This is a genomic window from Enterobacter sp. 148H3, assembly GCF_034107425.1.
GTDB lineage: Bacteria > Pseudomonadota > Gammaproteobacteria > Enterobacterales > Enterobacteriaceae > Enterobacter > Enterobacter vonholyi.
The window spans coordinates 1-22,504 of record NZ_JAWNEI010000024.1 but is presented as its reverse complement, the minus strand read 5'-3'; the positions used below and the strand labels follow the sequence as shown (position 1 = coordinate 22,504).

At 54.6% G+C, this 22,504-nt stretch carries 20 protein-coding genes and 1 riboswitch; of the genes, 10 read left to right on the top strand and 10 right to left on the bottom strand.

Annotated elements, in window-relative coordinates; genetic code table 11:
- Positions 1-8: 8 nt before the first annotated feature.
- Positions 9-782 carry an NAD(+) diphosphatase gene (gene nudC / locus USH94_RS21405; RefSeq protein ID WP_111966113.1) on the bottom strand — a complete coding sequence of 258 codons (774 nt, stop codon included), beginning with the start codon at positions 780-782 and terminating at the stop codon, positions 9-11.
- Between the two features lie 95 nt (positions 783-877).
- On the opposite strand from nudC, the gene rsd reads away from it, so the two are divergent.
- The 10 genes from rsd (at position 878) to USH94_RS21355 (ending at position 9,660) form a co-directional block, all read left to right on the top strand.
- Positions 878-1,375, top strand: a complete 498-nt coding sequence (gene rsd / locus USH94_RS21400; RefSeq protein WP_111966112.1) for a sigma D regulator — start codon at positions 878-880, stop codon at positions 1,373-1,375.
- A 54-nt stretch (positions 1,376-1,429) separates the two neighbouring features.
- Positions 1,430-1,538: riboswitch (TPP riboswitch) on the top strand.
- A 79-nt stretch (positions 1,539-1,617) separates the two neighbouring features.
- On the top strand, positions 1,618-3,513 hold the full coding sequence (thiC, locus tag USH94_RS21395) for a phosphomethylpyrimidine synthase ThiC (protein WP_111966111.1): 1,896 nt from the start codon (positions 1,618-1,620) through the stop codon (positions 3,511-3,513).
- Entirely contained in the window at positions 3,513-4,154 is a 642-nt protein-coding gene (gene thiE / locus USH94_RS21390) for a thiamine phosphate synthase (protein ID WP_111966110.1), read from the top strand. The genes thiC and thiE overlap by 1 nt, the downstream gene beginning before the upstream one ends.
- Positions 4,141-4,896 carry a HesA/MoeB/ThiF family protein gene (locus USH94_RS21385; RefSeq protein ID WP_111966109.1) on the top strand — a complete coding sequence of 252 codons (756 nt, stop codon included), beginning with the start codon at positions 4,141-4,143 and terminating at the stop codon, positions 4,894-4,896. Before thiE ends, USH94_RS21385 begins: the two co-directional genes overlap by 14 nt.
- The gene (gene thiS, locus USH94_RS21380) at positions 4,880-5,080 is read left to right on the top strand and encodes a sulfur carrier protein ThiS (RefSeq protein WP_032644502.1); all 201 of its coding nucleotides are present in this window, start codon (positions 4,880-4,882) and stop codon (positions 5,078-5,080) included. Before USH94_RS21385 ends, thiS begins: the two co-directional genes overlap by 17 nt.
- Position 5,081: 1 nt before the next feature.
- Complete coding sequence (thiG, locus tag USH94_RS21375; protein ID WP_111966108.1) at positions 5,082-5,852, top strand: thiazole synthase; 771 nt, start codon at positions 5,082-5,084, stop codon at positions 5,850-5,852.
- Entirely contained in the window at positions 5,849-6,976 is a 1,128-nt protein-coding gene (gene thiH / locus USH94_RS21370) for a 2-iminoacetate synthase ThiH (protein ID WP_111966107.1), read from the top strand. The genes thiG and thiH overlap by 4 nt, the downstream gene beginning before the upstream one ends.
- Before the next feature lie 336 nt (positions 6,977-7,312).
- Positions 7,313-8,854, top strand: a complete 1,542-nt coding sequence (locus USH94_RS21365; protein WP_111966106.1) for a sensor domain-containing diguanylate cyclase — start codon at positions 7,313-7,315, stop codon at positions 8,852-8,854.
- A gap of 180 nt (positions 8,855-9,034) precedes the next feature.
- Positions 9,035-9,343, top strand: a complete 309-nt coding sequence (locus USH94_RS21360) for a PTS sugar transporter subunit IIB (RefSeq protein WP_010425948.1) — start codon at positions 9,035-9,037, stop codon at positions 9,341-9,343.
- Positions 9,343-9,660, top strand: coding sequence for a PTS lactose/cellobiose transporter subunit IIA (locus tag USH94_RS21355; RefSeq protein ID WP_003862327.1), 318 nt, complete (start codon positions 9,343-9,345; stop codon positions 9,658-9,660). The genes USH94_RS21360 and USH94_RS21355 overlap by 1 nt, the downstream gene beginning before the upstream one ends.
- Positions 9,661-9,718: 58 nt before the next feature.
- On the opposite strand, the gene rpoC is transcribed toward USH94_RS21355, so the two are convergent.
- The 9 genes from rpoC to USH94_RS21310 form a co-directional block, all read right to left on the bottom strand.
- Positions 9,719-13,942 (bottom strand): DNA-directed RNA polymerase subunit beta', encoded by a 4,224-nt coding sequence (gene rpoC / locus USH94_RS21350; RefSeq protein WP_023309968.1) that lies wholly within the window; start codon positions 13,940-13,942, stop codon positions 9,719-9,721.
- 76 nt (positions 13,943-14,018) lie between these two features.
- Positions 14,019-18,047, bottom strand: a complete 4,029-nt coding sequence (gene rpoB / locus USH94_RS21345) for a DNA-directed RNA polymerase subunit beta (RefSeq protein ID WP_032644498.1) — start codon at positions 18,045-18,047, stop codon at positions 14,019-14,021.
- Between the two features lie 319 nt (positions 18,048-18,366).
- Positions 18,367-18,732 carry a 50S ribosomal protein L7/L12 gene (gene rplL, locus USH94_RS21340; RefSeq protein ID WP_002445276.1) on the bottom strand — a complete coding sequence of 122 codons (366 nt, stop codon included), beginning with the start codon at positions 18,730-18,732 and terminating at the stop codon, positions 18,367-18,369.
- 66 nt (positions 18,733-18,798) lie between these two features.
- The gene (rplJ, locus tag USH94_RS21335; RefSeq protein ID WP_003862338.1) at positions 18,799-19,296 is read right to left on the bottom strand and encodes a 50S ribosomal protein L10; all 498 of its coding nucleotides are present in this window, start codon (positions 19,294-19,296) and stop codon (positions 18,799-18,801) included.
- A 291-nt stretch (positions 19,297-19,587) separates the two neighbouring features.
- The gene (gene rplA, locus USH94_RS21330; RefSeq protein WP_006810530.1) at positions 19,588-20,292 is read right to left on the bottom strand and encodes a 50S ribosomal protein L1; all 705 of its coding nucleotides are present in this window, start codon (positions 20,290-20,292) and stop codon (positions 19,588-19,590) included.
- 3 nt (positions 20,293-20,295) lie between these two features.
- Positions 20,296-20,724, bottom strand: a complete 429-nt coding sequence (gene rplK / locus USH94_RS21325; RefSeq protein WP_008503452.1) for a 50S ribosomal protein L11 — start codon at positions 20,722-20,724, stop codon at positions 20,296-20,298.
- 156 nt (positions 20,725-20,880) lie between these two features.
- Positions 20,881-21,426: a transcription termination/antitermination protein NusG gene (gene nusG, locus USH94_RS21320; protein WP_002438628.1), complete on the bottom strand. Its 546-nt coding sequence runs from the start codon at positions 21,424-21,426 to the stop codon at positions 20,881-20,883.
- Position 21,427: 1 nt separating this feature from the next.
- Entirely contained in the window at positions 21,428-21,811 is a 384-nt protein-coding gene (secE, locus tag USH94_RS21315; RefSeq protein WP_014068449.1) for a preprotein translocase subunit SecE, read from the bottom strand.
- 228 nt (positions 21,812-22,039) lie between these two features.
- Positions 22,040-22,504 (bottom strand): EF-Tu/IF-2/RF-3 family GTPase (locus tag USH94_RS21310; protein ID WP_003863267.1); only part of this gene is annotated, 465 nt, incomplete at its 5' end.

Below are 22,504 nucleotides of genomic sequence, written 5' to 3'. Positions count from 1 at the left end.
GTGTAACACTACTCATACTCGGCCCGACACATCGCCACGGTATCTTCTATCAGCCGACGCGCCACGGTACCCGGTGGGGGGAGCAGCGGTAGATCGTCATAGCGATACCAGTTCGCATCCAACAGCTCTTTCCGATCGATAACGATCTCGCCGCTGTCATATTCGGCCATAAAGGCCGTCATCAGCGACTGCGGGAACGGCCACGGCTGGGAGGTGACGTAGCGCAGGTTCTTCACTTTGATCCCGCTCTCTTCCATTACCTCGCGCGCCACTGCCTGCTCCAGCGTTTCGCCCACCTCGACGAAGCCGGCCAGCACGGTGTGAACGCCGTTGCGATGACGGGTATGCTGCGCCAGCAAAATAGAATCATCCCGGCGGATAGCGACGATAATGCACGGCGCAATTTGCGGATAGTAGCGCTCGCGGCAGTGGCTGCAGAGCATCGCCCACTCGGTTTTGCTCGGACGCATGGTATGACCGCAATAGCCGCAGTATTTATGCGAGCGGTAAAACTCCGCCAGCTGCACGCCGCGCCCCGCCAGCTGGAACAGGCCCACGTCCAGATCCAACACCTGGCGAACGGATCCCATATCCTGACGACGCGCTTGCTGGATCAACCACACGGGCTCACCCTGCCACTCGCCGATCTCTAGCGCAGGCTGGCCCACGAGATCGAACGTTTCCGCCGCACCGTAGGGCAGTTCTCCACCGGGCAACCATAATTTTTGTTCGTGGCTGACGATCCACCAACCCAGATCTGATTTTTCAATAATACGATCCATATCTATTGCACTACCTTCGCTTCACTGACATGTTGTTAGCATTGTGGTTACATTCTGGATGAGCAGATTCAATCCTACACTTTGCGGAGTCGACCATGTTAAACCAGCTAGAAAGCCTGACTGAGCGCGTTAGAGGAAGTAACAAACTGGTGGATCGCTGGCTGCATGTGCGCAAGCATCTACTCGTGGCTTATTACAATCTGGTCGGCATTAAGCCTGGCAAAGAATCGTTTATGCGATTGAACGAAAAAGCGCTGGATGATTTTTGTCAGGGCCTGGTCGACTATCTGTCCGACGGCCATTTCAATATTTATGAACGCATTATCCGCGAAATGGAAGGGACAACGCCGTATTTAGCGGCCAGCAAGCTCTATCCGCTGCTGGAAGCCAATACCCAGCAGATCATGGATTACTATGATTCCACGCTCGAGAATGCCATCGATCACGATAACTATCTTGAGTTCCAGAAAGCGCTATCCGACCTCGGTGAAGCGCTTGAGGAGCGATTCACGCTGGAAGATAAGCTGATCTCTCTCGCCCTGGACAATGATTTGAACATCAGTAACGAAGAGAACGTCGCGCGCCCTGCTTGAGTTCTTAATCGTTAACGAGTAATTTACAACCATTCGCCCCTCTCACGAGGGGGATTTTTCTTGTCGGAGTGCCCAGAGCGAAAGCCGGGCTGAGACCGTTAATTCGGGATCCGCGGAACCTGATCAGGCTAATACCTGCGAAGGGAACAAGAGTCACACTGCTGTTGTATCGCCCCCCGGGCGATCCTCTCTTGCTTCATCCGTCGTCTGACAAGCCATGTCCTTCACTTTTGGAATGAGCTATGTCTACTGCAAAACTGACCCGCCGCGAACAGCGCGCACAGGCCCAACACTTCATCGATACCCTGGAAGGCACCGCTTTCCCGAACTCGAAACGCATCTACATTTCCGGCTCGCAGGACGATATCCGCGTCCCGATGCGCGAAATCCAGCTCAGCCCGACGCTTATCGGCGGCAGCAAAGAGAATCCACAGTATGAAGACAACGAAGCCGTGCCGGTGTATGACACCTCCGGCCCATACGGCGATCCTGATGTTGCCATCAACGTCCAGCAGGGGCTGGCAAAGCTGCGCCAGACGTGGATTGACGCGCGTAACGACTGCGAAGAGCTGAGCGTGCTCAGCTCTGCGTACACCAAAGAGCGCCTGGCCGACGACGGCCTGGACGAGTTGCGCTTTACCGGCCTGCTGACGCCAAAACGTGCTAAAGCAGGTAAATGCGTGACCCAGCTGCACTACGCCCGCCAGGGTATCGTCACGCCGGAGATGGAGTTCATCGCCATCCGTGAAAACATGGGTCGCGAGCGTATCCGCAGTGAAGTGCTGCGCTATCAGCATCCTGGTGAAGGCTTTGGCGCGCGTCTGCCGGAGAACATCACGCCGGAATTTGTACGTGACGAAGTGGCCGCCGGCCGCGCGATTATCCCCGCCAACATTAACCACCCGGAATCCGAGCCGATGATTATCGGCCGCAACTTCCTGGTGAAGGTCAACGCTAACATCGGTAACTCGGCCGTCACCTCCTCCATCGAAGAAGAGGTGGAAAAGCTGGTCTGGTCCACGCGCTGGGGTGCGGACACGGTAATGGATCTCTCCACCGGCCGCTATATCCATGAAACCCGCGAATGGATCCTGCGTAACAGCCCGGTACCGATTGGCACCGTCCCGATTTATCAGGCGCTGGAGAAGGTCAACGGCATTGCCGAAGACCTCACCTGGGAAGCGTTCCGCGACACCCTGCTGGAGCAGGCCGAGCAGGGCGTGGACTACTTCACCATTCACGCGGGCGTGCTGCTGCGCTACGTGCCGATGACCGCGAAGCGTCTGACCGGTATCGTCTCGCGCGGCGGTTCCATCATGGCGAAGTGGTGCCTGTCCCATCACCAGGAAAACTTCCTCTACGAACACTTCCGCGAGATCTGCGAAATCTGCGCCGCCTATGACGTCTCCCTGTCGCTGGGCGACGGCCTGCGTCCGGGCTCCATCCGCGACGCCAACGACGAAGCGCAGTTTGCCGAGCTGCACACGCTGGGCGAGCTGACTAAAATCGCCTGGGAGTATGACGTGCAGGTAATGATTGAAGGCCCGGGACACGTGCCGATGCAGATGATCCGCCGCAACATGACCGAAGAGCTGGAGCACTGCCATGAGGCCCCGTTCTATACCCTGGGACCGTTGACCACCGATATTGCGCCGGGCTATGACCACTTCACCTCAGGCATTGGCGCGGCGATGATCGGCTGGTTCGGCTGCGCCATGCTCTGCTACGTGACGCCGAAAGAGCACCTCGGCCTGCCAAATAAAGAGGACGTGAAGCAGGGGCTGATTACCTACAAAATTGCCGCCCACGCGGCGGATCTGGCCAAAGGCCACCCGGGGGCGCAAATCCGCGATAACGCCATGTCGAAGGCGCGCTTTGAATTCCGCTGGGAAGACCAGTTCAACCTGGCGCTGGATCCGTTCACCGCCCGCGCCTATCACGACGAGACCCTGCCGCAGGAATCAGGCAAAGTCGCGCACTTCTGCTCTATGTGCGGGCCAAAATTCTGCTCGATGAAAATCAGCCAGGAAGTGCGTGACTACACCGCAGCGCAAACCATTGAAGTGGGCATGGCGGACATGTCTGAAACCTTCCGCGCCAAAGGCGGCGAAATCTACCTCAAAAAAGAGGAGGCGTAATGTACCAGCCCGATTTCCCACCCGTCCCCTACCGTTTAGGGCTCTATCCGGTGGTGGACAGCGTGGCGTGGATAGCGCGACTGCTGGAGGCAGGCGTTCGCACCCTCCAGCTGCGCATCAAGGATAAGCGCGATGACGAGGTGGAAGCCGATGTGGTTGCCGCCATCGCGCTGGGGCGTCGGTATAACGCCCGCCTGTTTATCAACGATTACTGGCGACTGGCCGTTAAGCACCAGGCGTACGGCGTGCATCTGGGTCAGGAAGACCTCGAAACAACGGATCTGAGCGCTATCCGTGAAGCCGGGCTGCGTCTTGGCGTGTCAACGCACGATGACATGGAGATCGACGTGGCCCTGGCGGCCCGTCCCTCATACATCGCGCTGGGCCACGTCTTCCCGACGCAAACCAAGCAGATGCCCTCCGCACCGCAGGGTCTGACGCAGCTGGCGAGTCACGTTAAACGCCTTGCCGATTACCCCACCGTCGCCATCGGCGGAATCAGCCTTGAACGCGTCCCGGCGGTGCTGGAGACCGGCGTCGGCAGCATCGCCGTCGTCAGCGCCATCACCCAGGCTGCAGACTGGCAGTCCGCCACCGAACAGCTGTTACAGCTGGCAGGAGCTGGCGATGAACGATCGTGACTTTATGCGCTACAGCCGTCAGATCCTGCTGGAGGATATCGCCATCGACGGGCAGCAAAAGCTGCTCGCCAGCCGGGTGCTGATTGTCGGTCTGGGCGGATTAGGCGCGCCCGCCGCGCTTTATCTGGCAGGTGCGGGCATCGGTACGCTGGTGCTGGCCGACGACGACGAGGTTCACCTCAGCAATCTGCAGCGACAAATCCTCTTTACCACCGAGGATATCAACCAGCCGAAAGCAAAAATCACCCGGCAGCGGCTGAACCAGCTAAACCCGGATATCGAGCTGATTGCCTTACAGGAGCGTCTTAGCGGTGAAAGCCTGCACCGTGAAGTCGCCCTTGCCGACGTGGTGCTGGACTGTACCGACAACATGGCGACGCGCCAGGCGATTAACGCCGCGTGCGTGGCAAATCATACGCCGCTTATCACCGCCAGCGCGGTGGGGTTCGGCGGGCAGATGATGGTTCTGACGCCACCGTGGACGCAGGGCTGCTATCGCTGCCTGTGGCCGGACGATGCCGAGCCGACGCGCAACTGCCGGACGGCGGGCATTCTTGGTCCGGTGGTCGGCGTAATGGGCACCATGCAGGCGCTGGAAGCCATCAAGCTGCTCAGCGGCATGGAGACGGAACGCAATACGCTGCGGCTGTTTGATGCCCGCTCAGCCGGCTGGCGCCAGCTGGCGTTACGCCGCGCCAGCCGCTGCCCGGTATGTGGAGACCGCGATGCGCATTCTGTTTAACGATGAGCCGATGAGATGCGACGACGGGCTTACCGTTGCCGCACTGCTCGACAAGCTGCGTCAGCTCAAGCCGGGAACGGCGCTGGCGCTCAATCAACAGATCCTGCCGCGCGAGCAGTGGGAACATCAGCAGGTCAATGAAGGCGACCAGATCCTGCTGTTTCAGGTTATCGCAGGGGGCTGAGATGTTACGTATTGCCGATAAGGTTTTTGATTCGCATCTGTTTACCGGAACCGGAAAATTCGCCTCGCCGCAGCTAATGGTGGATGCCATTCGCGAAAGCGGCAGCCAGCTGGTGACGCTGGCGCTCAAGCGCGTGGATCTGCGCCACCACAGCGATGCCATTCTGGCTCCGTTGCTGGAAGCAGGCGTCACGCTGTTGCCCAACACCTCCGGCGCCAAAACGGCCGAAGAGGCGATTTTTGCCGCGCAGCTGGCCCGCGAGGCGCTCGGCACCCGCTGGCTAAAGCTGGAAATCCATCCGGATGCCCGCTGGCTGCTGCCCGACCCGATTGAAACGCTGAAAGCGGCTGAAAAGCTGGTGCAGCAAGGGTTTACCGTCCTGCCCTACTGCGGCGCTGACCCTGTTCTGTGCAAACGTCTCGAAGAGGTCGGCTGCGCTGCCGTTATGCCGCTGGGGGCCCCCATTGGCTCCAACCAGGGGCTGGAAACCCGCGCGATGCTGGAGATCATCATCGAGCAGGCCACCGTGCCGGTGGTCGTTGATGCGGGCATTGGCGTGCCCAGCCATGCCGCGCAAGCGCTGGAGATGGGCGCTGACGCGGTACTGGTGAATACGGCCATCGCGGTTGCCGACGACCCGGTCATGATGGCGCGTGCATTCCGCATGGCCGTAGAGGCTGGCCTGCTGGCAAGGGGAGCCGGCCCCGGTTCGCGCAGTTTCCAGGCGCAGGCCACCAGCCCGCTGACCGGTTTTCTGGAGGCGATCTCATGAGCACGTTTACCGAGCGCTGGCGGCAGCTTAACTGGGACGACATTGCCCTGCGCATCAACAGCAAAACGGCGGCTGACGTGGAGCGCGCGCTGCATGCCCGCCATCTGACCCGCGAGGATCTGATGGCCCTGCTCTCCCCCGCGGCGAGCGCGTACCTCGAACCGATGGCCCAGCGAGCACAGCGGCTCACCCGCCAGCGTTTTGGCAACACGGTGAGCTTCTACGTGCCGCTCTATCTCTCCAACCTGTGCGCCAATGACTGCACCTACTGCGGTTTTTCCATGAGCAACCGCATCAAGCGTAAAACGCTCGATGAAGATGAGATTTCCCGGGAGTGTGCGGCCATTCGTGAAATGGGCTTTGAACATCTTCTGCTGGTTACGGGCGAACATCAGGGAAAAGTGGGAATGGACTATTTCCGTCAGCACCTTCCCGCCATTCGTCGTCAGTTTGCGTCGTTGCAGATGGAAGTGCAGCCCCTGTCGCAGGAGGAGTACGCAGAGCTCAAAAACCTCGGGCTGGACGGGGTCATGGTCTACCAGGAAACCTATCATGAGGCGACGTACGCCCGGCACCACCTGAAGGGTAAGAAACAGGATTTCTTTTTCCGGCTGGAAACGCCGGACAGGCTCGGCCGCGCGGGTATCGACAAAATCGGTCTGGGTGCGCTGATCGGGCTCTCCGACAGCTGGCGGGTGGATTGTTATATGGTGGCGGAACATCTGCTGTGGCTCCAGCAGCACTACTGGCAGAGCCGTTATTCCATCTCCTTCCCGCGCCTGCGCCCCTGTGCGGGAGGGATCGAACCGGCTTCGCTAATGGATGAACGCCAGCTGGTGCAGACGATCTGCGCGTTTCGCCTGCTCGCCCCGGAAGTTGAATTATCGCTCTCAACGCGTGAGTCCCCGGCGTTTCGCGATCGCGTTATCCCGCTTGCAATTAACAACGTCAGCGCGTTTTCCAAAACGCAGCCTGGCGGCTACGCCGACGATCGTCCGGAGCTGGAGCAGTTTGTGCCGCATGACGGGCGACGTCCGGAAGCGGTCGCCGCAGCCCTGACGGCGCAGGGCCTTCAGCCTGTCTGGAAAGACTGGGACAGCTGGCTGGGAAGGGCCTCGCAATGACGTTGAAACGCACAGCAACATCATAGAAATTTGTCGAGACGCTACGAAAAGGCAAAACCGGATGATTGTCATCGATCGTCCGGTTTTTTATTGTCGCAAGGTCAGCAACGGATGCTGACCGGGGCGAAAAGCTTCTTCCTCGTTTCGCCCTGCTTCTGATTCATTTCACAAACTGCCCCCGGCAAATGAATAAGTATTTTCTTAATGATTCTTAAGATAAATCATCTCGTCAGAAATCGTGCGCCGTATAATTCACCGCTAACCGCAGGACAGCGACTATGCTGAGAGGATATCGGCAGACGAAAAATATTCACCATCAGGAACGATGTACAGCTCATGGCACTTCACAGCAAAAAGCTCTCTTTTACACGGCCAATCATGCTCAGCTTTGCGGGGATCCTCTGCAGTTTTGCGGTGATCGCGATCGCGGTAACGCTTTCGCAACGAAAGGATTTTCTTGAGGATTATCATAAGATCAATAGCAACTTCACGCATAACCTGGCGGTGAACTACACCGAATCTATCCTGCGTGAAAACGACTATATCCTAGGCCGTTCCGCGATGTACTTTGCCCGCGACGACAGGCTAAACGAGACGCTCAACGTCAACCCGATGCAAGGGCTGCAGATGATGATGCATTTGCAGAACCTGATGCCGACCGTCTCCTCCATCTCGCTGGCGGACACGCAGGGGCATTATCTTCGCGCACCAGAGGTGCTCCCCACGGAGACGAGTAAAACCTTCGATCCCCGGACACGCCCGTGGTTCGTCGCTCAGGCGGAAGCCAGTATCTTCAGTCACTATACCCGTCCCTACATGGACTACTTCACTGGCCATCCGACGGTAACACTCTATAAGCCTTTGATTTCACCTGAAGGGAGACTGAAGGGAACGCTCGCTTTCCATCTCGATTTGACGTCTATGGGCTTCACCCTGCGCCAGATGGTGGCGCCCGTTCAGGGGGAATTCTTCGTCGTCGAACGCGATGGTGCCGTGGTGCTGCATCCGGATACCGGCGCGCTGTTCAAACAGTACGTGAGCGAAGCGCTGATGGACAAAATGACCAGCGGCGAAGGTCATCTTTACGACAAGAAAAGCAACGCCTGGTATTACTACTACTCGTTTACCAACCCGGACTGGTTTGTCATCTACCGGGTCTCTGGCGAGACGCTCACCGATATTACCCGTCACGAAACAACAATCGTTGGCTGGGGGTTTGCGCTGGCCGCCATCATCATCATCCTCTTCGGCTTATACCTCCGCCACGCCTCGCGTTCAGTGCTGATGCACATTATCAATGCCATCAAGACTGGCGATGTTAGCGAGGCGCCGCGCCTGGAAGCGATGCTGAGCCACACGATTCAGTCCAACAAAGAGCGTGAAATGGCGTATGTTCGCCAGGCCACTCATGATGCGCTGACGGGCTGTAAAAACCGCCGCGCGTTCGACAGCGATGTCGCGGAGCTGCTGAATGCCCAGCAGCCTTTCGCGATGTCGCTGGTAGACATTGATAACTTCAAGTCAATTAACGATACGCTGGGCCACCTGACCGGTGATATTGTTCTGCGTAACGTGGCTCGCGAAGGGATTCAGATCATGCAGCCACATCACGTCTCAATTTACCGTTATGGTGGAGAAGAGTTCGCGGTAATCTTCCAGGCTGAGCAGATGTCTTCCGCGCTCTCATTGCTGGAAGCGTGGCGTACCGCCGTTGAAAAGCGCGTCTGGCGGGAAGAAAACCTGCGGGTTACGTTCAGCGGCGGTCTTGGAGAGTGGCATTTTGAACCGCTGGAGCAATTTGTCGGGAGCGTTGATAACGCCCTCTACAGCGCCAAACAGCAGGGCAAAAACCGCATTAACCGAGCGTCCATCAGCTAATCTTGCCTCTTTCACCCAGCCCGTTTCCACGGGCCGGGTGCCCGACAATGCAAAATTGTAACCGGTTTCAGAAAATCACCGGTTTCTTTGTGATGCCTGACACACAATCGCGGTAAAGCGGTTGTTGAAGCGGTCTGCACGGGATAATTATCAATAAACACATGTAGATCGAGGCTGATTATGAAGAACATCGTTTTATGCTGTGCAGCGGGAATGTCAACCAGCATGCTGGTTCAACGTATGAAAGACGCCGCGCAGAAAAAAGGAGTTGAAGTCACCATTAAAGCCGTTCCGGTTGCGGAGTTTAAAGACAACATCGCGACGGCCGACATCGTATTGCTGGGGCCACAGGTTAAATACGAGCAGGCTAAACTCCAGGCGCAGGCCGACCCGTTGGGTAAAAAGGTCGCGGTGATCGACATGATGGATTACGGCATGATGAAAGGTGATGCCGTACTGGAAAAAGCGCTCAAACTTCTGGAGTCATAATGGAAGACTTAGAAACCACGATTATGGAACTGCTGGTCAACGCGGGCGCGGCGCGCAGTGCAGCCCTGACGGCGTTGCAGATGGCGCGTAAAGGTGATTTTGACGAAGCTGAAAAAGCGATGGAAGAGTCGCGTGAATATGTGAAGCATGCGCACACTATACAGACGCAGCTTATCGGTCTTGATGAGGGGACCGGGAAGCTTCCGGTTAACCTGATCACCGTCCACTCGCAGGATCACCTGATGAACGCCATGGTCATTCAGGATCTGGCGGGCGATATGATTGAGCTTTATCGTCGGATCCCGTTGGTGAATTGAATACATGCAGATGTAAAAAAACCCGCCGAGGCGGGTTTTTTATTTACGGCATCAACGATTACTCGTTGTCGGAACCACCCAGACCTGCGTTCAGCAGTTCTGCCAGGCTCGCGGATGCATCTTCAGCAGTCACCTGCGGTGCAGCTGGCAGTTCGCCCGCAGCACGACGACGCATACGATCCTGATGGTACGCATAACCGGTACCAGCCGGGATCAGACGACCCACGATGACGTTCTCTTTCAGACCGCGCAGTTCATCACGTTTACCTGCAACAGCGGCTTCGGTCAGGACACGAGTCGTTTCCTGGAACGATGCTGCAGAGATGAAGGACTCGGTTGCCAGAGACGCTTTGGTGATACCCAGCAGATCGCGCGAGAAGGTCGCACCGATTTTGCCGTTCGCTTCCAGTTCGCGGTTAGCGATCTTGACGCGTGAGTATTCAACCTGCTCGCCTTCCAGGAACTCGGAGCTGCCTGCGTTTTCGATGGTTGCTTTACGCAGCATCTGACGAACGATAACTTCGATGTGCTTATCGTTAATCTTAACGCCCTGCAGACGGTAAACGTCCTGTACTTCGTTGGTGATGTAACGCGTTACTGCGTGTACGCCACGAAGACGCAGAATGTCGTGCGGAGCTTCTGGACCATCGGAAACCACGTCACCACGTTCTACACGTTCACCTTCGAACACGTTGAGCTGACGCCACTTAGGAATCATCTCTTCGTACGGTTCGCTGCCATCTACTGGAGTGATAACCAGACGGCGCTTCCCTTTGGTCTCTTTACCGAAGGAGATGATACCGCTGATTTCAGCCAGGATTGCAGGCTCTTTCGGACGACGTGCTTCGAACAGGTCCGCAACGCGTGGCAGACCACCGGTGATATCCTTGGTACCGCTGGATTCCTGTGGAATACGCGCCAGAGCATCACCCGCACCGATCTGAATGCCATCTTCCAGCTGAACGATCGCTTTACCCGGCAGGAAGTACTGCGCAGGCATGTCGGTACCCGGGATCAGAACGTCGTTACCCTGAGCATCAACGATTTTCAGTGCAGGACGCAGATCTTTACCACCGGTAGTACGTTCAGCAGAATCCAGAACCACCAGAGAAGACAGACCGGTCAGCTCGTCCGTCTGACGAGTAATGGTCTGGCCGTCGATCATGTCAGTGAAGCGGATGAAACCACTTACTTCGGTGATAACCGGCATGGTGTGTGGATCCCAGTTTGCAACGGTTTCACCGCCAGCAACCTGCTCGCCATCACCTTTCGCCATAACCGCACCGTAAGGCACTTTATAGCTCTCTTTGGTACGACCGAATTCGTCGATCAGCTTCAGCTCGGTGTTACGAGAGGTCACAACCAGCTTGCCAGCGGAGTTAACAACAGACTTCGCGTTGCTGAGCTTGATGCTACCTTTGTTTTTCACCTGGATGCTGGATTCAGCAGCCGCACGAGATGCCGCACCACCGATGTGGAACGTACGCATCGTCAGCTGTGTACCCGGCTCACCGATGGACTGTGCCGCGATAACGCCGATTGCTTCACCTTTGTTGATGATGTGGCCACGCGCCAGGTCACGACCATAGCAGTGCGCACATACACCAAAGTCGGTGTCACAGGATACAACGGAACGTACTTTCACGGAGTCAACAGAGTTCGCTTCCAGCAGGTCACACCAGTGCTCGTGCAGCAGCGTGTTGCGTGGAACCAGAATGTCTGCAGTACCCGGCTTCAGAATGTCTTCCGCGGTTACACGACCCAGAACGCGATCGCGCAGTGGCTCTTTAACATCACCGCCCTCGATAACCGGGGTCATGGTGATACCTTCGAGGGTGCCACAATCGTCTTCGGTCACAACCAGGTCCTGCGCAACGTCAACCAGACGACGCGTCAGATAACCGGAGTTCGCAGTTTTCAGTGCGGTATCCGCCAGACCCTTACGAGCACCGTGCGTGGAGATGAAGTACTGGAGTACGTTCAGACCTTCACGGAAGTTCGCGGTGATTGGCGTTTCGATGATGGAGCCATCTGGCTTCGCCATCAGACCACGCATACCTGCCAGCTGACGAATCTGTGCTGCGGAACCACGCGCACCGGAGTCGGCCATCATGTAGATGCTGTTGAAGGAAACCTGCTGCTCTTCTACGCCGTCACGGTTAATCACGGTTTCGGTCTGCAGGTTATCCATCATCGCTTTGGATACACGATCGTTCGCCGCTGCCCAGATATCGATAACTTTGTTATAGCGTTCGCCCGCGGTAACCAGACCAGACTGGAACTGCTCCTGGATCTCAGCAACTTCGGCTTCCGCTTCAGAGATGATCTCGTGTTTCTTCTCTGGGATGACCATGTCATCGATACCAACAGATGCACCTGAACGCGCTGCGTAAGCAAAGCCGGTATACATTGTCTGGTCAGCGAAGATAACGGTCGGCTTCAGACCCAGAATGCGGTAACAGGTGTTCAGCATTTTGGAGATCGCTTTCTTGCCCAGCGCCTGGTTGACGATGGAGAAAGGCAGACCCTTCGGTACGATCATCCACAGAATGGCACGGCCAACGGTCGTGTCTTTCAGGCTGGTTTTCGCAACGAATTCGCCGTTTTCATCTTTTTCGTATTCGGTGATACGCACTTTAACGCGCGCATGCAGAGAGGCCAGGCCAGCGCGATAAATACGCTCAGCTTCTTTCGGGCCAGTCAGCACCATGCCTTCGCCTTTGGCGTTAACACAGTCACGGGTCATGTAGTACAGACCCAATACAACGTCCTGAGAAGGAACGATAATTGGTTCACCGTTCGCTGGGGACAGGATGTTGTTAGTAGACATCATCAGCGCACGCGCTTCGAGCTGGGCTTCCAGCGTCAGCGGTACGTGAACAGCCATCTGGTCACCATCGAAGTCGGCGTTATAGGCCGCACAAACCAGCGGGTGCAGCTGGATAGCTTTACCTTCGATCAGGACTGGCTCAAATGCCTGGATACCCAAACGGTGCAGAGTTGGTGCACGGTTCAGCAGTACCGGGTGTTCGCGGATAACTTCGTCCAGGATATCCCAAACGACAGCTTCTTCACGCTCAACCATTTTCTTAGCGGCTTTGATGGTGGTGGCGAGTCCTCGCAACTCCAGCTTGCCGTAGATGAACGGTTTGAACAGCTCCAGTGCCATTTTCTTCGGCAGACCGCACTGATGCAGACGCAGGTATGGACCTACGGTGATTACAGAACGACCGGAGTAGTCAACACGCTTACCGAGCAGGTTCTGACGGAAACGACCCTGTTTACCTTTGATCATGTCGGCCAAAGATTTCAGAGGACGTTTGTTAGAACCGGTGATCGCACGACCGCGACGACCGTTATCCAGCAGGGCATCTACCGCTTCCTGCAGCATACGTTTTTCGTTGCGTACGATGATGTCCGGCGCAGCCAGATCCAGCAGACGTTTCAGACGGTTGTTACGGTTGATAACGCGACGATACAGATCGTTCAGATCGGACGTTGCGAAACGACCACCATCCAGCGGAACCAGTGGACGCAGATCTGGCGGCAGAACCGGCAGAACGGTCAGGATCATCCACTCTGGTTTGTTACCAGACTGAACGAACGCTTCCAGCAGTTTGATACGCTTGGTCAGCTTTTTACGTTTGGTTTCGGAGTTGGTTTCGTTCAGCTCTTCACGCAGCTGCTCGCACTCTTGCTCCAGATCCATGCTCTTCAGCAGGGCCTGAATAGCTTCCGCACCCATCTTCGCGTCGAATTCGTCACCGAACTCTTCCAGCGCGTCCAGATACTGCTCTTCAGTCAGGATCTGATGACGTTCCAGGTTCGTCATCCCGCCTTCGATAACCACATAAGATTCGAAGTACAGAACACGTTCGATATCGCGCAGCGGCATATCCAGCAGCAGACCGATACGGGACGGCAGAGATTTCAGGAACCAGATGTGAGCGGTCGGAGACGCCAGCTCGATGTGGCCCATGCGCTCACGACGCACTTTGGTCTGGGTCACTTCAACGCCGCACTTCTCACAGATCACACCACGGTGTTTCAGGCGCTTGTACTTACCGCACAGGCACTCGTAATCTTTTACTGGCCCGAAAATACGCGCACAGAAAAGGCCGTCACGCTCAGGTTTGAACGTACGGTAGTTGATGGTTTCCGGCTTTTTAACTTCACCGAAAGACCATGAACGGATCATGTCTGGCGAAGCCAGAGCAATTTTGATCGCATCAAACTCTTCGGTTTTAGTCTGCGCTTTCAGAAACTTTAATAAATCTTTCACGGATTTGCTCCCGTCGGAGTTAGCACAATCTGGTGCCGGGGGTTAACCCGGCACCAGTGACCTGTTTGAGCGAGAATTACTCGTCTTCCAGTTCGATGTTGATACCCAGCGAACGAATCTCTTTCAACAGTACGTTGAAGGATTCTGGCATGCCCGGCTCCATCTGATGGTTGCCGTCCACGATGTTTTTATACATCTTGGTACGACCGTTCACGTCATCAGACTTAACGGTAAGCATTTCCTGCAGGGTGTATGCCGCGCCGTATGCTTCCAGCGCCCACACTTCCATCTCCCCGAAGCGCTGACCACCGAACTGTGCCTTACCACCCAGCGGCTGCTGAGTAACCAGGCTGTAAGAACCGGTAGAACGAGCGTGCATCTTGTCGTCGACCAGGTGGTTCAGTTTCAGCATGTACATGTAACCTACGGTTACCGGACGTTCGAACTGTTCACCAGTACGGCCGTCAAACAGCGTAATCTGACCAGACGTTGGCAGACCACCCAGTTGCAGCAGCTCTTTAATTTCAGCTTCTTTTGCACCGTCGAATACCGGCGTTGCAATTGGCATACCTTTGCGCAGGTTCTCTGCCAGACGCAGCACTTCTTCATCGCTGAAGGTGTTCAGGTCGACTTTCTGACGCACGTCGGTACCCAGATCGTAGGCACGCTGGATGAATTCGCGCAGTTTCGCGACTTCCTGCTGCTGTTTCAGCATGGCGTTAATCTTATCGCCGATGCCTTTCGCAGCCATACCCAGGTGAGTTTCCAGGATCTGACCAATGTTCATACGAGACGGTACGCCCAGCGGGTTCAGTACGATATCTACCGGCGTACCGTTAGCATCGTGCGGCATATCTTCGATCGGGTTGATCTTAGAGATAACACCCTTGTTACCGTGACGACCTGCCATCTTATCACCAGGCTGGATCTGACGTTTAACAGCCAGATACACCTTAACAATCTTCAGCACGCCTGGTGCCAGATCGTCGCCCTGAGTGATTTTACGGCGTTTCGCTTCGAGTTTTTTCTCGAACTCGTGTTTCAGTTCGTCATACTGCTCAGCCAGCTGTTCCAGCTGATTTTGTTTCTCTTCGTCGGTCAGGCCCAGTTCCAGCCAGCGATCGCGTGGCAGTTTGTCGAGCTTCTCAGCTTCAACGCCACCGGCAACCAGCACCGCATAGATACGGCTGAACAGACCCGCTTCGAGGATCTGCAGTTCTTCAGACAGGTCTTTCTTAGCCTGTTTGAGCTGCATCTCTTCGATTTCCAGCGCACGCTTATCTTTCTCAACGCCGTCACGAGTGAAGACCTGAACGTCGATAACCGTACCGGAAACACCGTTTGGTACGCGCAGAGAAGAGTCTTTAACGTCAGACGCTTTCTCACCGAAGATTGCACGCAGCAGTTTCTCTTCTGGCGTCAGTTGGGTTTCACCTTTAGGCGTAACCTTACCAACCAGAATGTCGCCGCCGGTCACTTCCGCACCGATGTAAACGATACCGGATTCATCCAGTTTGGAGAGCGCAGCTTCACCCACGTTAGGGATGTCAGCGGTGATCTCTTCTGGCCCCAGCTTGGTGTCACGGGACACACATGCCAGTTCCTGAATATGGATGGTGGTGAAACGATCTTCCTGAACCACACGCTCGGAGACGAGGATGGAGTCTTCGAAGTTGTAACCGTTCCAAGGCATGAACGCTACGCGCATGTTCTGACCGAGCGCCAGTTCACCGAGGTCGGTGGACGGACCGTCTGCCAGCACGTCGCCGCGCTCAACTGGCTCACCCAGAGACACGCAAGGCATCTGGTTGATACAGGTGTTCTGGTTAGAACGGGTATATTTGGTCAGGTTATAAATGTCGATACCTGCTTCGCCCGGATACATCTCGTCTTCGTTAACTTTGATAACGATACGGGATGCATCGACGTACTGAACAGTACCGCCACGTTTAGCAACTGCAGTAACACCGGAGTCAACGGCAACAGCACGCTCCATACCGGTACCAACCAGCGGCTTATCAGCGCGCAGAGTTGGAACGGCCTGACGTTGCATGTTCGCACCCATCAATGCACGGTTGGCGTCATCGTGTTCCAGGAACGGGATCAGGGACGCACCGACGGATACCACCTGCTGGGTGGATACGTCCATGTAGTCAACCTGGTCGCGGCTGAACAAGCTGGATTCGCCTTTGCTACGGCAGGTAACCAGATCTTCTACAAAGTGGCCTTCGTCATCCAGGTTGGAGTTCGCCTGAGCGATAACGTAGTTGCCTTCTTCAATAGCAGACAGGTAATGAATTTCATCGGTTACAACACCGTCGGTCACTTTACGGTACGGGGTCTCAAGGAAACCGTATTCGTTAGTCTGTGCGTACACGGACAGGGAGTTGATCAGACCGATGTTTGGACCTTCAGGCGTTTCGATTGGACATACGCGACCATAGTGCGTCGGGTGTACGTCTCGAACTTCAAAGCCTGCACGTTCACGGGTCAGACCGCCTGGGCCAAGTGCAGAGATACGACGTTTGTGCGTAATCTCAGACAGCGGGTTGTTCTGGTCCATGAACTGAGACAGCTGGCTTGAACCGAAGAACTCTTTCACTGCTGCAGAAATCGGCTTGGCGTTAATCATATCCTGAGGCATCAGGGTATCCAGATCGCCCAGAGACAGACGCTCTTTCACCGCACGCTCTACACGTACCAGGCCAACGCGGAACTGGTTTTCCGCCATTTCGCCTACGGAACGGATACGACGGTTGCCGAGGTGGTCGATATCGTCCACTTCGCCTTTACCGTTACGGATATCGATGAGCTTCTTCATCACTTCGATGATGTCGTCTTTGCTCAGGATACCGGAACCTTCGATTTCGTCGCGCAGCAGAGAACGGTTGAACTTCATACGACCAACCGCAGACAGATCGTAGCGGTCTTCGGAGAAGAACAGGTTCTCGAACAGGCTTTCCGCCGCTTCGCGAGTTGGTGGCTCACCAGGACGCATCATGCGGTAGATTTCTACCAGCGCGCTCAGACGATCGGTGGTTGGGTCGACGCGAATAGTCTCAGAGATATACGCACCGTGGTCCAGATCGTTGGTGAACAGCGTTTCGATACGTTTGTGGCCAGACTGGCTCAGCTTAGCCAGCAGATCCAGGCTCAGCTCCATGTTCGCCGGGCAGATCAGCTCGCCAGTTGATTCATCCACGTAATCTTTCGCGGCTACTTTTCCTGCAATGTATTCAACCGGAACTTCGATGTGTTTGATATCATCTTTTTCCAGCTGGCGGATGTGGCGCGCGGTGATACGGCGACCTTTTTCCACATACACTTTGCCGTCGGCTTCGATGTCGAACGACGCGGTCTCACCACGCAGACGTTCCGGCACCAGCTCCATCTGCAGCTTGTTGTCGCGGATTTCAAAGATCACTTTCTCAAAGAACAGGTCCAGGATCTGCTCAGTGGTATAGTTCAGTGCACGCAGAATGATGGTTGCAGGCAGCTTACGACGACGGTCGATACGGACAAAGAGGTTGTCTTTCGGATCGAACTCAAAGTCCAGCCATGAACCACGGTAAGGAATGATGCGTGCGTTATACAGTACTTTACCGGAAGAGTGTGTTTTACCTTTATCGCTGTCGAAGAAGACGCCCGGGCTACGATGCAGCTGGGAAACGATAACACGCTCAGTACCGTTGATTACGAAAGTACCGTTGTCTGTCATGAGTGGAATTTCACCCATGTAGACTTCTTGTTCTTTAATGTCTTTTACGGTGCCTTCCGGAGCTTCGCGCTCGTAGATCACCAGACGCAGTTTTACGCGCAGCGGTGCGGAATAGGTCACGCCACGGATCTGACATTCCTGAACGTCAAACACCGGTTCGCCAAGGCGGTAGCTGACGTACTGCAGCTCGGAGTTACCGCTATAGCTCTGAATCGGGAACACGGAGCGGAAGGCTGCTTCCAGACCGTACTGCCCTTCAGGATCTTGCTCGATAAACTTCTGGAACGAGTCAAGCTGGATAGAAAGGAGATATGGAATGTCCAGAACTTGTGGACGTTTACCAAAATCCTTACGAATACGTTTTTTCTCGGTATAGGAGTAAACCATAGGGTTCCTCAGCTCGCTGACAAGTCGACCCATCTGTCCGACGAAGGGACAGTTTGTGCAACACCATTTTGTGGACCGGAAAATTGAATACTTTCCGCAATACCTGTTGCTATCACGCTTAAATCATTTCGTCGCGATTTACACAGAGCGAGCACCCTGTCGCAATATATTAAGTCGTCGATAGAAACATGCATTGTCAGGACAATCAGCAGTCAAACAGTGTGAAATGCTACTGATGCCTTACAGCGCAAAAAGGCTGGTGACTAAAAAGTCACCAGCCATCAGCCTAATTACTCAGGCTGCAACCAGAAAAGTTGGCTTATTTAACTTCAACTTCAGCGCCAGCTTCTTCCAGAGATTTTTTCAGTGCTTCTGCGTCGTCTTTGCTCACGCCTTCTTTCAGCGCAGCTGGAGCAGATTCTACCAGGTCTTTAGCTTCTTTCAGGCCCAGGCCAGTTGCGCCACGTACTGCTTTGATAACAGCAACTTTGTTAGCGCCAGCAGCTTTCAGAATTACGTCGAATTCAGTTTTTTCTTCAGCAGCTTCAGCCGGGCCCGCAGCTACAGCTACAGCAGCAGCAGCAGAAACACCGAATTTTTCTTCCATTGCAGAAACCAGCTCTACAACGTCCATTACGGACATAGCTGCTACTGCTTCAATGATTTGATCTTTAGTGATAGACATTTAAATTGTTCCTGAAAATCAGAATAAGTTTATACGTAAGCAAATGCTTTATAAAGATAACTGCGATTAAGCAGCTTCTTTCGCATCGCGTACAGCAGCCAGAGTGCGAACCAGTTTGCCAGCCGCAGCTTCTTTCATGGTTGCCATCAGGCGTGCAATTGCTTCTTCGTAGGTCGGCAGGGTTGCCAGGCGATCGATTTGCGATGCCGGGATCAACTCACCTTCAAAGGCTGCAGCTTTGACCTCAAATTTTGCATTCGCTTTCGCGAACTCTTTGAACAGACGAGCAGCAGCGCCCGGGTGTTCCATAGAGTATGCAATCAGGGTCGGACCAACAAACGTGTCTTTCAGGCACTCGAACTGAGTACCTTCAACTACGCGGCGCAGCAGGGTGTTACGAACAACACGCATGTATACGCCAGCTTCACGACCTGCTTTACGCAGTTCAGTCATTTTGTCTACAGTAACGCCACGGGAATCCGCAACTACTGCAGACAGCGCGCCTTTGGCTACTTCGCTGACTTCAGCAACAATCGCTTGTTTGTCTTGAAGATTTAAAGCCATTAGCTTTGCTCCTGGATGTTTGCCGGAACTCATGTTCCGGAACTCACTTCACTCTCCCCAACGGAAAGAGCGTCTTAATACGGTGAGCAGAAACAAGCCAGAGTATCCAAAAATAATCTTAGCGTTCTGTCACCGTCTACGCAGGGGATTAAGTCTCTTGCGAAACACCTGCGGTCTTCGACGGAGGCCTGGATTAGGCCAGGCTCCAACGAACAAATCTTTTAGCCGCTAACTTTTGTTAGCAAACGTGGGGGTAAGATTGTAGACAAAATCACCGCCCACGTAAAGGCATTAGTTTGCAGCAGCGCTCAGGCCAGCCTGGTCAACTGCAACACCTGCACCCATAGTGGTGGAGATGCTAACTTTCTTGATGTACACGCCTTTCGCCTGAGTTGGTTTAGCTTTTTTCAGCGCAACCAGCAGAGCTTCCAGGTTTTCTTTCAGTTTGTCAGCGTCAAAGTCCACTTTACCGATGGTGGTGTGGATGATGCCGTTTTTGTCGTTACGATAACGAACCTGACCTGCTTTAGCGTTCTTAACCGCTTCAGCAACGTTAGGGGTTACAGTACCAACTTTCGGGTTTGGCATCAGGCCGCGTGGACCCAGAACCTGGCCCAGCTGGCCAACAACGCGCATTGCATCTGGAGAAGCAATAACAACGTCAAAGTTCATTTCGCCTTTCTTGATCTGATCAGCCAGATCTTCCATACCTACCAGTTCAGCGCCGGCAGCTTTAGCAGCTTCAGCGTTTGCACCCTGAGCAAATACAGCTACGCGAACGGAACGGCCAGTACCGTGTGGCAGTACAGTTGCGCCACGAACGTTCTGATCGGATTTACGCGCGTCGATGCCGAGGTTAACGGCAACGTCAACGCTTTCAACAAACTTAGCAGTTGCCAGTTCTTTCAGCAGAGCGATAGCTTCGTTGATGTCGTACTGTTTGGTCGCATCAACTTTGTCACGGATCACGGACATGCGCTTGGTCAGTTTAGCCATTTCTTAGTCCTCCACTACCAGGCCCATGGAACGTGCAGTACCTTCGATTGAGCGAGTCATCGCTTCAATGTCGGCACCAGTCATGTCGGCAGCTTTGGTCTGCGCGATTTCCTGCAGCTGAGCGCGGGAAATTTTACCCACTTTGTCTTTGTTCGGTTTACCGGAACCAGACTTGATACCAGCCGCTTTCTTCAGCAGAACAGCTGCTGGAGGGGTTTTGGTAACGAAAGTGAAAGAACGGTCAGCGTAAACAGTGATTACGACTGGGATTGGCAGACCTTTTTCCAGGGATTCAGTTTTTGCGTTGAACGCTTTACAGAATTCCATGATGTTCACACCCTGCTGACCCAGAGCTGGACCAACTGGTGGACTTGGGTTCGCCATACCAGCTGCAACCTGCAGCTTGACGTAGGCTTGTACTTTCTTAGCCATTCTAAAATCCTCTGATTGGGTGATAGCGCCTCAGGGAGGCTCCCCGTGAATAAAATTCGTTTTACGGGCCGGGGCCCATAAAAACAAAAGGCGCGAAATTGTATTCCAATCTCGCGCCCTGTGCAACGATTAAATCGCCGCTTTTTTGATCGCTGCTTAGGCTTTTTCGACCTGCGCAAAGTCCAGTTCTACCGGGGTCGCACGACCGAAAATAGAAACAGAAACTTTCAGGCGGGACTTCTCGTAGTCCACTTCTTCAACGACGCCATTAAAGTCAGCAAACGGACCGTCGCTAACACGAACCATTTCACCCGGTTCAAACAGCGTTTTCGGACGCGGCTTATCACCCACCTGCTGCAGGCGGTTCATAATCGCATCAACTTCTTTATCGCTGATTGGCGCCGGACGGTCAGACGTGCCGCCGATAAAGCCCATCACGCGCGGTACGCTGCGCACCAGGTGCCAGCTCGCATCGTTCATCACCATCTGAACCAGCACGTAACCCGGGAAGAATTTACGCTCGCTTTTGCGACGTTGGCCGCCACGGATCTCAACCACTTCTTCGGTCGGAACCATCACTTCGCCAAATAACTCTTCCATGTTGTGTAATTTGATATGCTCACGCAGCGACGTTGCTACGCGGCCTTCAAAACCGGAAAACGCCTGAACGACGTACCAACGCTTTTTAGGGGCTTCAGACATCTTAGAACCTCAGGCCAGTAATAAAGGAAACCAGGCGAACCAGAATACCATCCAGTCCCCACAGGATCAGTGACATTACCGCAGTCACTGCAGCCACGATCAGCGTGGTGTGCAATGTTTCCTGGCGAGTCGGCCAAATGACCTTGCGGACTTCGGTACGTGCTTCACGAGCGAAAGCAACGGTCGCTTTACCCTTAGTCGTCAACAGCGCGACACCGCCCGCTGCAGCAATCAGAATCACCACTGCCAGCGCGCGGAGCGGCAGCATCATGTCACGATAAAGATAGTTGCCAACGATTGCCACAATCAGCAGCACGGCAACAGCGACCCACTTCATCGCTTCCAGGCCGCGCCCGCTCCCTTGAGCTTCGGTATTCGCACTCATAAACCAACCTGTCAGAAGAATTCTACAAATAATTTCACCCCGCGATTGCGAGGCGAGCCAAATCGAAACGCTAATCCCTTTATGGATTATACGCTCTCTGCAGAGCCTGTCTCAGCAATGATTATGACAAAAATAATCACTGATGAGCCAGGTTCTGATGTGAAAGCGTGCAAAAAGGGCATCAAATGATGCCCTTTTCATGCGCATTGCGTCAAATGTTATCAGCGATTAGCCGAGAACTTTAGCAACCACGCCCGCGCCAACGGTACGGCCACCTTCACGGATTGCGAAACGCAGACCGTCGTCCATCGCGATTGGGTGGATCAGAGTCACAACCATCTTGATGTTGTCGCCTGGCATTACCATCTCAACGCCTTCTGGCAGTTCGATGGTACCGGTCACGTCAGTTGTACGGAAGTAGAACTGTGGACGGTAGCCTTTGAAGAACGGAGTATGACGGCCGCCTTCGTCTTTGGACAGAATGTACACTTCAGATTCGAACTTGGTGTGTGGCTTGATTGAGCCTGGCTTCGCCAGAACCTGACCACGTTCGATTTCTTCACGTTTGATACCACGCAGCAGAACACCAACGTTCTCACCAGCACGGCCTTCGTCCAGCAGTTTGCGGAACATTTCAACGCCAGTACAGGTAGACTTCGCAGTCTCTTTGATACCAACGATTTCAACTTCTTC

Excerpts from the sequence above, each read along its gene's own strand:
- nusG (WP_002438628.1), bottom strand. The coding sequence starts at position 21,426 with ATGTCTGAAGCCCCTAAAAAGCGTTGGTACGTCGTTCAGGCGTTTTCC.
- rplK (WP_008503452.1), bottom strand. The coding sequence starts at position 20,724 with ATGGCTAAGAAAGTACAAGCCTACGTCAAGCTGCAGGTTGCAGCTGGT.
- rplL (WP_002445276.1), bottom strand. The coding sequence starts at position 18,732 with ATGTCTATCACTAAAGATCAAATCATTGAAGCAGTAGCAGCTATGTCC.
- thiS (WP_032644502.1), top strand. The coding sequence starts at position 4,880 with ATGCGCATTCTGTTTAACGATGAGCCGATGAGATGCGACGACGGGCTT.
- thiE (WP_111966110.1), top strand. The coding sequence starts at position 3,513 with ATGTACCAGCCCGATTTCCCACCCGTCCCCTACCGTTTAGGGCTCTAT.
- rplA (WP_006810530.1), bottom strand. The coding sequence starts at position 20,292 with ATGGCTAAACTGACCAAGCGCATGTCCGTGATCCGTGACAAAGTTGAT.
- USH94_RS21355 (WP_003862327.1), top strand. The coding sequence starts at position 9,343 with ATGGAAGACTTAGAAACCACGATTATGGAACTGCTGGTCAACGCGGGC.
- thiH (WP_111966107.1), top strand. The coding sequence starts at position 5,849 with ATGAGCACGTTTACCGAGCGCTGGCGGCAGCTTAACTGGGACGACATT.
- nudC (WP_111966113.1), bottom strand. The coding sequence starts at position 782 with ATGGATCGTATTATTGAAAAATCAGATCTGGGTTGGTGGATCGTCAGC.
- USH94_RS21385 (WP_111966109.1), top strand. The coding sequence starts at position 4,141 with ATGAACGATCGTGACTTTATGCGCTACAGCCGTCAGATCCTGCTGGAG.
- thiG (WP_111966108.1), top strand. The coding sequence starts at position 5,082 with ATGTTACGTATTGCCGATAAGGTTTTTGATTCGCATCTGTTTACCGGA.
- rplJ (WP_003862338.1), bottom strand. The coding sequence starts at position 19,296 with ATGGCTTTAAATCTTCAAGACAAACAAGCGATTGTTGCTGAAGTCAGC.
- secE (WP_014068449.1), bottom strand. The coding sequence starts at position 21,811 with ATGAGTGCGAATACCGAAGCTCAAGGGAGCGGGCGCGGCCTGGAAGCG.
- rsd (WP_111966112.1), top strand. The coding sequence starts at position 878 with ATGTTAAACCAGCTAGAAAGCCTGACTGAGCGCGTTAGAGGAAGTAAC.
- USH94_RS21365 (WP_111966106.1), top strand. The coding sequence starts at position 7,313 with ATGGCACTTCACAGCAAAAAGCTCTCTTTTACACGGCCAATCATGCTC.
- thiC (WP_111966111.1), top strand. The coding sequence starts at position 1,618 with ATGTCTACTGCAAAACTGACCCGCCGCGAACAGCGCGCACAGGCCCAA.
- rpoB (WP_032644498.1), bottom strand. The coding sequence starts at position 18,047 with ATGGTTTACTCCTATACCGAGAAAAAACGTATTCGTAAGGATTTTGGT.
- USH94_RS21360 (WP_010425948.1), top strand. The coding sequence starts at position 9,035 with ATGAAGAACATCGTTTTATGCTGTGCAGCGGGAATGTCAACCAGCATG.